We start from the raw sequence: 8,302 nt of genomic DNA, 5'->3' as shown, positions 1-8,302 counted from the left end.
TGAAAAAGCATCTAAACGCGATTGCTCAAAGGTTCAGAGTAGGGCAATTGCATTAAATTCATTCCGCTCTTTTTGATCGCAAAAAGAGCCAAAAACTCCGGCCAATCCTATGCCCAACATAAGGCTATCACCCTCACCCACCGCATTGGCCGCTTCCCAACCCGCCTAACCTCGACATTTTGTTCCAAAATAGGCTTGTTACCTGATTATTTTCTAGGTGTACAACCTAATTTTTCGAATTTGTTCATTTAATGCGATTGCCCTATGGCCTCCGTGTGTGTATCCCCAATTGTAACTATCGTTGAGCATTGGTTTATGCAATTCGGGATATAGACGGTACTTCCGGCAAACGTACTAGCCCAGCAACATTTGGATGGTATCCAGAAGGGGAAGCGCCGCTTCGGGAACCGCTTCCGGATTCAGCTCTTCCTGTCCGGCCTCCGTACGACCTTTTTTGGCCAGTTGCAGCATCCGGCTGCGCTCGGTAGGGGAGAAGGAGGAAAAAGTCCGACGGAGCAGCGGCAGTATTTCGGGGAAGGTGACTTCCGGCAGCTCCCGTACCCAGTCGTCCAGCAATTGCCAGAGCGGCGGGTAATGGATCAGGATCAATCCACTGCCGTAGAGGAAGCCTTCCAGCCACTGGGCGGCATCGGGAATGGATTGTCCGGCGGAGAGGGCCAGATGCATGCGCTTTTCACTTTCCAGATGGGTTTCCAGTCCTTTGTCGAACAGCAGCCGGGCGGTGACACCCTGCAGCAGGGGTTGACTCTGGCGGGCATCCGCGATCTTTTGCAGAGCGGCGTACCAGTCATCCGTAAAATCCTCACGGTTGAGTTGGGCCAGAGCGTGGTTCGCGCGGACGATATCCTGAAAGATCTCCCGGGCGACCTCCTCTTCGATGCCCTGACAGATGCCGGGTAATCCCAGGCAGATGCGGGGCACGATCTCATTGAGCACCTGTTCTACGGCCGCAACGTCCGTTTGGCGGGTATCGCCGAAGCGAATGATCGTTACCAGCGGAGGAAGGCCGGCCAGCAGGATCTGCACGTCGCGGGCGGCGGCAACCATACGCTGGAAGATCTCCATCACGGGTGCAATGGCCGCACTGAGATCGGCCTGGAGCATCTGCAGCACCAGTTCTGTTAGTGTTTTCAGGTTGTCGGCCAGACCGGCCTCCTGGATCACCTGGTGGGTAGCGGCCTCCAGCAGGGTATTCCCCAGCGCACTTTTTTCAATGATGAGAATGGCGAAATCCGGTTTCCACTGCAATTGCCAGATCTCTTTGAATCCACTTTTGGTCAGATCACTGGTGGATTTTTGACTGCCCCAGGGAATATCCAGAATCAGCAGCCGATGGAGCAGCAGGCTTTTCTCCCGGTCGTTGTCTTTCCGCAGATCGATGAAGCCATAGGGATTGCTTTTGGTGGCCTTCAGCCAGAATTTGCCCTCTTTACCCCAATAGGACTTCATGCGCGTAGACTTCAGCAGTTGCTCGATGTCCTTTTGCAGGGGAGGCACGGGAATATCTTCCGGCACCTGGCCCACGCGATCCCCGATCACCAGTTGCTCGCGGATCAGGTCCATGCGGCTGGTCTGGGCCTCACAGAGAATGCTGAGTGCGGCCTCTTCCAACTCCTGCAGACCCGGTACGCTCCGTTCCCGCAGTCCGGCCAGGGTCAGCGCGAGCCGGCTGGCTTCCTGAGCGTGGGCGGGAGACACCTGCAGGTCATTTTTTCGAAGCAATTGAGCGGCATTGACCATCCAGTGGATTACGGTGTCCCCGCGTTTTTGAAACAGCAATTCGTACCAGGCCGGAGAGATAACGCCGGCGGCATAACCGCTGCTGCGGGCCAGTCGCGGATAACTCCAGGGGATCCAGGTAGCGGCTACCTTTAACTTTTTTAAACCCCGCAGGATGGCTTTATCACTACTTGCCGTGTATTCGTCGATCCGTTCGAGTACCGGGGCGTGCCAGGCACCGCAGACTACCGCGATCTTCTCGTAGTCCGATTTACGGGCTTTGCGAATGGTTTCCCGCATAAAGGCTTCCCGGCGAATGGTTTCTGCGGTCTCTTCCCGGGCCGGGGGAAAGCGAAGGGCGTCGATCATCTGGGTGATGGCCGGGAAAATAGCTAACTCGTTGGATTGCTGTTCAAATGTGACTTCCCACCAGCGTTCGCGATCGGAATAGCCCGCGATCTGGGCCAGTTGACCCAACGGATCCTGCTGCCAGTGTTCGGATACGGGCATTGCGGTCTCTTCTCCCTGAAAAAGTTCGAACTGATTTTCGACGACTCCTTCCAGGGCAAAACTGTAGCCGGCCGGCAGGTCCATAAACTGCACCGGCACGTCGTTTTGGTGGGCATACTGCAGGGCCTGCCATTCCGGAGAAAATTCTGCGAATGGATAGTAAGCGGCCTGCTGCAGATTTTTAGGATTGTAAATAAGAATGGCCAGTGGTGGTTCCAGACCCTCGTGTCCGAGTTGCTTCAGCACGCCTTCCGCATCCTGGGGCGCTTCGATCAGGATACAGTCCGGCTGCAGTTGCTCGAGCGCAATCTGTAAACTCCGGGCCGAACCCGGACCGTGGTGTCGTATGCCGAAAATGTGCAGGATGGCGGATGGTTTTAAATATTTGTAGGGATAGATGGTGGGTCAACTAGCATCTTTCCTACGAAAGTTGCAAATTAAAGAAATGTTTGTAGATCCTGGTTGGGGATCGGAAGTAGTGTGTATTACAAATTGTGAAATTTTCTTTCTCCCGCCTAACGGATGGAAGGAGGCTGATAGGTGAAAAAACTTATTTTTATAGAACCTTTACCTTTTAGACAAAGAGCCATAGATCCCTGAGCAAGTACGAAGATATTATAATGATCCGGAGCCCTGTGAACGATTAAACATTCTAAAAAAATAATGATGAAATATTTACTATGCGCTTTCCTGTTATTATGGGGCTTTTACCTGTCCGCCCAAAATGTTGAACCCTATTTTCTGGCCATTGTGGAAGCGGAGCCTAGCGACGGAGCATTCAACGATACCATTGACACCTACTGGTCCAACACTATGGCGCTCGATAAGGATACTACCCTGATCGCTGCCCGGCAGCGGACGCAATACGCCTCGGCTTTGTACGAATACTACCAAAATCACCGGGGAACAAGTACCGGCGAAAAAGCTGCACTGCACCAGTTGTTTATCCTGCTCCGCATGGAAGCTTACGAAGAGATCCAATCCGTTTTCACCACTAATAACTTTTCCGCTAATCTCTGGATCGCCTCCTATCCCTTGTACAAAAGAGCGGTATTGAAGACCAGCACCGATAGCAGAGTGGCCCTGAATGAGCGGTTGACCAACTTTCTGGAAAATACTTCGGATAAAACGATCGCGGCTTTTATTACCCATCAGCTTGAATTGCAGATCGGCGATGCGGCACCCGCCATTCCCCCGACTGATCTGTACGATCGGGCGCTGGACACCAAAGGCAAGGTAGTCCTCATCGATTTCTGGGCCACCTGGTGCCTACCCTGTCTCAAAAATATGCCGGAAATGCGGGCAATTTATGAGGAGTTTAGCGAAAATGATGATTTCGTTTTCCTGGCCGTTTCCCGGGACGATGATCCGGAGCAATTGCAACAGTATCTCCAACAGCACGATCTGCCCTGGATGCACATCCGGGATGGATTGAGGATTGGGGGAGAACTGGCCTATGAATTCCGGGTGCAGGAGATCCCCAAGCACATCATAATTGACCAAAAAGGCATTGTCCGCTATAATTCGAGTGTGGAGGACAACCGCGAGCTTTTGCTGGCAACGATCCGGAAATTATTGGAATAAGGGCCGCAGAGCTTTGCCATTCTGTAACTAGCGGTCTTCAGCCTTCGTAAACCGGCTCTCCCCGTAAAATATCAAAATTCGTCTCTCCGGGCAGGATGCGGTAAATAGGCAATTGAAGCTGGTACGCTTTTGCGAGCTTTTTAATAGTTGCATCGATCTCTTCGGCGGAATAGCGGGAAGAGAAATGGCTCAGAATGAGTTTCCCGATCCGCAGTTCCGAGACCATTTGCAGTACCTCCTCCAGGTAACTGTGCTTATTGGAGCGATTATTCAGATTGTCGACCGGGCCCAGAAAGGTAGCTTCGTGGATCAGGATCTCCGTGTTATCCCAGTGTTCAAAATGGCTGACCGGAGTATCCCCGGAATAGCCCAGCAGTTTGCTGCTTACCGTCTGGGAAAGGTGAGCTCTGCCGTGGGTATCGGCTAGCTTTCGGATCTCCTGGCCGCTGAGGTGACGAAATTCCGGTTTCAGTTTCTCTTTTTTGCTGACCAGCAGATAGCTGAGACTTTTGGTGATCGGTGCCGGCAGATCGATGTGTTCATTCCTTACTGAATGCACGGCCAGTCCTTTGTGCAGATCAAATTCCTGACCCGCATGGATGGGGATCCACACACTTTCCCGGACATGGGGATCAAATCTTTGGGTAAAATCCGCAATCGCCGGAAAGGAACCGCTGTGGGCCGGAAAGTGGATTCTGGGAAAATCTCCACGACCATTCAACTGGTGGAATTGGAATAATCCGCCCAGATGATCCCGGTCGGCGTGGGAAATAAAGACGTGTTTGATCTTCCGGCTTTTCTGCAGTAGGGCCGAAGAAAGGCCGTCACCCGCATCGAACAATAGTCCGTAGGATTCTACAAAAAACCAGGTAGAAAATAAAGCTGTGGAATAGCCGGCAATGCGCAATTCTTCGGAATTCATTTCAGTACCGCTTGGAGGTTGATCTTACTGGGACTGCAACGCTTCCGGTCCCGATAAGGTTCCGTACACCCCGGCGGGCGGATAGTTTTTCGGTACTCGGATTAAAGACCGGAAGCATCAGGCGATCGGCGCCGGCTGTACACGGAAGACCGCCCACACCTCGCAGGTTTGGGCGTGCCAGTCGGTCGCCCCGAAATGCGTACGAAGAAATTGTTTTACCGCTCTGGCTTTTGTCAGTTGGGAAATTAGGGCAAATTGATTGATCAACGACCTCCCGAATTGTGCTTCCAGCGGTTCGGGATACTCCAGTAATGAATAGTGGCCGCCCTGATCGAGCAGGTCGAAACCCAATAGCTCGGTATCTTCGGTAAGATCCTTTGCCTGCGGATCGAAGATCAGGCCAAAAATACGACTGCCCGGAGATCGGGCAGCCAGCATTTGTGCATAGTTCAGGTTATTGATCAAAAAAGTTTTCTGACTCCGGATATAGTCGAAGTTATCGCTACTATAGGACCCGGGTAGTCCGGACAGATCTTCCAGAAAGGCTCCGCTGGGAGAGCAATAATCGATGACCTGCGGTATGCCCGTCAACCGGAAACGTTCCCGCCAACCGGCGGTATCTTCGTAAGCGGGCGCAAGGCCGTTCACGGGGCGCATTACGCGGTAGTGCATAAGGCTGGCATAAATTTGATGACTAAAATGGGACTGCTCGTTAAATATGCATCAGAACGGGCACTAATCCCAATTATCGCCCGTGAAAAAGGATGTAGTTGCCTTCAAAAGTGTCCCCAACTCTGACCGGGGGCCAGTAGCAGCGCGAAGAAAAACAGGGAAATGATGGTTTTGAAGACTTACATGACATTTGGTTTTTTAGGTGAATTTTCCTGCAAACTAAGTCGGACAGTCGTGCACAACTACGGGAATTTAGGATTGAGCGGCATTTTTGAGTATCCCGCTGCGAGGGAAGAGGGCATTCATTTGGCTATAGCGGGAAACCGGAAATTGATGGAATGAAAGTGGTAGGCCCGGAGGGGGATCACACTATAAGCAGCCCGTTTTCCCGCAATTGCCGCCAGGCTTCACTTGCAAAAAAATCATGGAAGGAGCCGAGTTGAGAGGCGGCATAGTTTTCCTCCAACTGTCGGAAGGTGAAGGGCGAAGCGAAATCCGGCACCAGTTGCGGTAGAATGTTCTCCAGCCATTCCGCTTCCGGTACGGGCAGCTGCAGCGTCCAGCTCGTCTTTTTATTGTGGAAATCCAGGGCACCGTATTTGACCCATTTCCCTTTTTTGCGCTTATCGATGGCGTACAGCGACGGGCTCCCCCCCAGCCAGATGAGCTTGCTGTTCGGATTGGGGTATTTCTCCGGCTCGTCCAAAATGGATTGGTAGATGTAATCGTGGGGAATACTGGGTTCCGGTACCCTAAAATCGAACCATTCCTGCAGCGGATAATCCAGGCAGATGCCGTGCATATAATTGAACAGAGATTTTTTCAGTCCTTCACTGTAGCGTTCGTGTTCCGCGCCGGAAGGATCATCGTGGTATAGATCGTTATTGGCAAAACTACCGTGCCCCGGTCCGGTCTCGGTTACCTGATACTGCGCCGGAGAAAGCCCTACCGGACTGTGGGCCGTCATGGCAAACTGATGCCAGAATCCGGATTGAACAATACCCTGCTCAAAGATCTGCCGGACCATCTCCAGGGAATCGATCGTTTCCTGATCGGTCTGCGTCGGAAATCCGTACATCAGATAAGCATGCACCAGGATGCCGGCTGCAGTGAAATTGCGGGAAACGCGGGCCACCTGGGCCACGGTGACTCCTTTTTTCATCAGGGCCAAGAGGCGATCGGAGGCGACTTCCAGCCCTCCGGAAACGGCAATACAGCCGGAGGCGGCTAGTAAATGACAGAGGTCTTCGGTGAAGCTTTGTTCGAAACGAATGTTGGTCCACCAGGAAATGGAGATGCCTCTTTTGATGATCTCCAGCGCCAGGTCCCGCATCAGGGCCGGCGGCGCCGCTTCGTCAACAAAATGGAAACCCCGCTGCCCGGTTTGGGCGATAATGGTTTCGATACGATCACAGAGCAGGGCCGCATTGACCGGTTCGTAACGCTTGATATAATCCAGCGTGACATCGCAAAAGCTGCATTTGCCCCAGTAGCAACCGTGGGCCAGGGTAAGTTTGTTCCAGCGGCCGTCGCTCCAGAGCCGGTGCATCGGATTGGCGATCTCGATCACCGAAAGGAATTGATCCAACTGGAAATCGCCGTAATCCGGCGTGCCTACTTCCCGCTGCGGTACGTCCAGTTCGGTCGAACCGTTAAAGTACTGGACGACTCCGTGTTGCAGGGCAAAGGTGCGTTTGAGCGCCTGCATTTTCCGTGTGCCACTGAAATATTCAAAGAGGTGCCAGATGGGCGCTTCGCCGTCGTCCAGCGTGACGAAATCGACAAATTCGAAAAGCCGCTCATCGCCCAGCGATCGAAGTTCCGTATTGACGTAACCGCCGCCCATGATGATCCGGGTATCCGGAAAGTGCTGTTTGATCCACTGTCCGCAACGCAGCCCGCCGTAGAGATTGCCCGGAAAGGGAATACTCATGCCGACTACTTCCGGTTGCTGCTGCTCCATTTTATCGGCCAGTATTTCCAGCAGAAATTCATCTATAAAGGTCAGCGGTTGCCGGAGGGCATCGTAGAGCGGATCAAAAGATGTAGCCGTTCGGGCCAGCCGTTCGGCGTAGCGGCTGAAGCCGAAATGGGGATCAACCAGTTCCTTGATCAGGTCGGCCAGATCTTCCAGATAAAGCGTAGCCAGGTGCCGGGCTTTATCGCGGATACCCAGCGAGCCGAAGGCCCATTCCAGATCATCCAGCTGGGCAAAGCGCCCGGCCTCCGGCAAATATTCCCCATCGCAGATCACATGCGCCAGCATGGGGTCTTTATCCTGCAGGAAGCGGATGACCGGTTCGATGGTTTGCCGGTAATAATCCTTTAACTGGATAATTCTTTGTGCATTTTCGGAGACTTCTGCATCTAAAGGAATAGCGGCGAATAGTTTTTCGAGTCCGTCGCGGGAAAACACGCGCAGGATCACTTCAATACCCAGATCAGCCTGCCGGGCAGCAATGCCCCGGGTGGCCAGGAAGCCTTTCAGATAGGCCGTGGCGGGATAGGGCGTATTGAGCTGGGTAAACGGTGGTGTGATCAGCAGTGTTTTCAAGCTATGATTCGAAATTGGTTGGTGCAAAGATAGCCGGGTTTGAACGATTATGCGCCTATTGCATCGGGTAAAATTACCCGCAGGTGCTATCCGGAAATTCGTTTGTCAACCGATAGGCCGTATTGTCCAAAAGACTATAGCTGCCGCTCCGCCTGTACTAGTATCGAACATTGAAAATTAATAAAGCTTGTCTTCACCGCTAAGGTGCTGTGTAAAAAACCAAGAGTTCTTTGAAAAAAAAATATTAGTTTAAAGCTACCAAAGGAGGTTACTCTAGTAGTAATCATCCCGTGTAGGCAGGACTAGTTTCCTGCCTACTT

At 52.5% G+C, this 8,302-nt stretch carries 5 protein-coding genes; 1 reads left to right on the top strand and 4 read right to left on the bottom strand.

What is annotated here, in order from left to right:
* Window positions 1–354: 354 nt before the first annotated feature.
* Complete coding sequence (locus tag CRP01_RS41320; RefSeq protein ID WP_262510361.1) at window positions 355–2,559, bottom strand: DUF5682 family protein; 2,205 nt, start codon at window positions 2,557–2,559, stop codon at window positions 355–357.
* Between the two features lie 357 nt (window positions 2,560–2,916).
* Between CRP01_RS41320 and CRP01_RS41315 the strand changes: the two genes are divergently transcribed.
* Complete coding sequence (locus CRP01_RS41315; RefSeq protein ID WP_170110764.1) at window positions 2,917–3,834, top strand: TlpA family protein disulfide reductase; 918 nt, start codon at window positions 2,917–2,919, stop codon at window positions 3,832–3,834.
* A 37-nt stretch (window positions 3,835–3,871) separates the two neighbouring features.
* On the opposite strand, the gene CRP01_RS41310 is transcribed toward CRP01_RS41315, so the two are convergent.
* The 3 genes from CRP01_RS41310 to CRP01_RS41295 all read right to left on the bottom strand — a co-directional run bounded on the left by CRP01_RS41310 (window position 3,872) and on the right by CRP01_RS41295 (window position 7,982).
* A complete protein-coding gene (locus CRP01_RS41310) occupies window positions 3,872–4,756 on the bottom strand; it encodes an MBL fold metallo-hydrolase (RefSeq protein WP_099155974.1) in 885 nt (294 codons plus the stop codon).
* A 117-nt stretch (window positions 4,757–4,873) separates the two neighbouring features.
* On the bottom strand, window positions 4,874–5,428 hold the full coding sequence (locus tag CRP01_RS41305) for a hypothetical protein (protein ID WP_099155973.1): 555 nt from the start codon (window positions 5,426–5,428) through the stop codon (window positions 4,874–4,876).
* Window positions 5,429–5,792: 364 nt separating this feature from the next.
* Window positions 5,793–7,982, bottom strand: a complete 2,190-nt coding sequence (locus CRP01_RS41295) for a B12-binding domain-containing radical SAM protein (protein ID WP_099155971.1) — start codon at window positions 7,980–7,982, stop codon at window positions 5,793–5,795.
* Window positions 7,983–8,302 lie beyond the last annotated feature (320 nt).

Source organism: Flavilitoribacter nigricans DSM 23189 = NBRC 102662, assembly GCF_002646595.1.
Classification (GTDB): domain Bacteria; phylum Bacteroidota; class Bacteroidia; order Chitinophagales; family Saprospiraceae; genus Flavilitoribacter; species Flavilitoribacter nigricans.
The sequence above is the reverse complement of the archived record's forward strand: the minus strand, read 5'-3'. Positions and strand labels throughout refer to the sequence as shown.

What these genes read in the sequence shown, in the direction of transcription:
- CRP01_RS41315 (WP_170110764.1), top strand. Translation starts at nt 2,917, where the DNA reads ATGAAATATTTACTATGCGCTTTCCTGTTATTATGGGGCTTTTACCTG.
- CRP01_RS41310 (WP_099155974.1), bottom strand. Translation starts at nt 4,756, where the DNA reads ATGAATTCCGAAGAATTGCGCATTGCCGGCTATTCCACAGCTTTATTT.
- CRP01_RS41305 (WP_099155973.1), bottom strand. Translation starts at nt 5,428, where the DNA reads ATGCACTACCGCGTAATGCGCCCCGTGAACGGCCTTGCGCCCGCTTAC.